General features: G+C 50.8%; 1 protein-coding gene. It reads left to right on the forward strand.

The window, feature by feature from the left end; genetic code table 11:
* The coding region (locus tag LKE08_RS03895; RefSeq protein ID WP_324702881.1) for a sugar-binding protein at positions 1-2,354 on the forward strand (2,354 nt) is incomplete at its 5' end.
* Between the last annotated feature and the right edge of the window lie 287 nt (positions 2,355-2,641).

Raw genomic sequence — 2,641 nt, forward strand, 5'->3', positions numbered from 1 at the left:
CGGACGAATCGCGGCTGTTGCGGGGGCGGGCTTTAAAAGATGCACAAATTTGGGCGATCGGAAAAAGTTTGAGCGATCTCGATTATCAATTTTTAGCGCAGTGCGAAGAACTGGATCGCAGAGAAGCACAAAGAGCATTGGAAGCCGCTCGAGCCAAAGAAGTTGAAGCCCGACTCGTCGAAGAACACAAGCGACTGGAGGCGGAACGCCAACAATTATTACAGGAACAAAAAAACGCCAAATTGCAACGGCTACTTCTGTCCGTCGTCACCGTCGCTTTTGTCATTTCTTCCGGTATCGGTATCTTTGCCAGTCGGCAGTACCGACAGGCGAGAACTAACGAAATTATCGCCCTGGCTTCCTCTTCTAAAGGCTTGTTTGCTTCCCACAACCAGTTGGAAGCGATGGTCGCCGCGGTCAAGGCCAGACGCCGTATGGACGCTTTAGGCCGGGTCGATGAAAAGATCGCAGGGCAAGTAGAAAACGCCTTGAACCAAGCCGTTTACGGCAGCGGCGAATTGAATCGACTGATCGGCCATCAAGGCAGCGTTTTCAGCCCGGATATCAGCCCGGATGGCAAGTTATTAGCCACGGCGAGCCAAGATAAAACCGTGAAAATTTGGCGGTCTGACGGCCGGTTACTCCAAACCCTGAAACATTCGGCGACCGTTTTTCGGGTGGCTTTTAGTCCGGACGGAAAGTCTGTCGTTTCCGGGAGTTTAGATGGAAACATCCAGTTGTGGAGCATCGATGGAAAACTGTTAAAAAAGATTCCGGCTCACGAGGCTTCGGTGTGGGGAGTCGCCTTCAGTCCCGACGGTCAAAAGATCGCGTCTTCGAGTAGCGATCGCACCGTCAAAGTTTGGCGAAAAAACGGCACATTGTTGGCGACTTTGGAAGGACACCAACAGGCGGTTTGGAATGTAGCTTTTGATGCCGAAAGTGAAATAGTCGCTTCTGCAGGAGTCGATGGAGTCGTCAAACTCTGGAGTATTGAGGGTCAATTATTGAAAACTCTGGAAGGACATCAGGCATCGGTTTGGGATGTCGCCTTTTGCCAAAAAACAAATTTACTCGTGTCCGGAAGTACGGACCGAACGGCAAAGCTGTGGCGGACCGACGGAACCCTGGTGAACACTTTTCAAGCCGAAGATGTCATTTTAGGAGTCGATTGCAGCGAAAATGGCGAATATATTGCCACCGGCGGAAATGATAATGCCATCAAAATTTGGCTGACGGACGGAACCCTCATCCACACCTTCAAAAAACACGATGGAGTTGTTCGCGATGTCGCGCTGACGGCGGACGGTTTGATGGCGGCTTCAGCCAGCGATGATGGCATTGTCAAAGTGTGGCAATATAACCGGGAGTTGTCGAGAAAGCTTTACGGCCACGAAGATACGGTTTGGGGTTTGGCAATTCGTGCGGATGGTGAATTGATTGCTTCTGTGGGTGATACGAGTCTGAGACTGTGGCGGACTGATGGAAAGCTGGCGCATAAAATCGACAGTTCGAGCGCGGGAATACGCTCCGTCGCTTGGGCGGCAGATGGGGGTAAGATCGCGATTGGAACGAATAATTTTTTCGTCGAAGTTTTCGATTTAAAAGATCTGAAAAATTTGCCGGTCGAACCCCCGCGAATCTTGACCGGACATCGGGCTTCGGTTTACGGACTCGCCATCAGTCCGGACAGCCAGATTATCGCTTCCGGGTCTGATGACAAAACGATCAAATTGTGGAGTATTGATGGAGAATTTCTCGACAGTTTTGTCGCCCATGAAGAGAGAATTTGGGACTTGGATTTTAGCCCCGACGGTCAACTTATCGCGTCCGCCAGCGAAGATGCGACGGTGAAATTATGGAGTCTTGACGGGAGGGCGATCGCCACCTTACAACATCAAAATCCGGTGCCGGGATTGGCATTCGACCCCCGAGGAAATGGACTCGTTACCGCCAGTCGAGATGATACATTGACCTTCTGGAAATTAGATGGCACCCGGGTGAAAAGCATTCGCGCCGAGAGCGGGGGGCTGACGCGAGTCGCATTCAGTCCGGACGGTCAGACCATCGCCACAGGTGGGGGGGATAAGACGGTGAAGTTGTGGAATTTGGAAGGAAAGTTGTTGGCGACTTTGCCGGGACACGAGAGCATGGTTATCGCGGTCGATTTTACACCCGACGGCAAGTTTTTGGTGTCCGCCGGAGACGATCGCACGGTCATTATTTGGGATTTAGAAAAAATTGAAACGCTCAACGAGCTCGAATATGCCTGCGACTGGGTGCGGGATTACCTGCGGACGAATCCGGAAGTTGATCCGAGCGATCGCGACCTGTGTAAAAATGTCGGCAATTGAACGATCGGCGAAATTTCATCGGTCGAGACTAAAGATTCGGTGGCAAAAAAACGGGGTAGCCAGATTGACGATCGCCACAAGATTGGATTTGCAATATAATAGCAACGGGTGAACCAATCGGGGTAATTTTTACAAATTTCCATATCAAAAATGATCTATCAAGTTGGTGGAAGTTTAAACAGCGATGCTCCCTGCTATGTGGAACGAAAGTGCGATCGCGACCTCTACGAAGCTTTGAAACGGGGGGAGTTTTGCTACGTTTTGAACTCGCGACAGATGGGAAAATC

Origin of the sequence: Lyngbya sp. CCY1209, assembly GCF_035615495.1 — a bacterium.
In the GTDB taxonomy this organism is placed as follows: Bacteria; Cyanobacteriota; Cyanobacteriia; order Cyanobacteriales; family Microcoleaceae; genus Limnospira.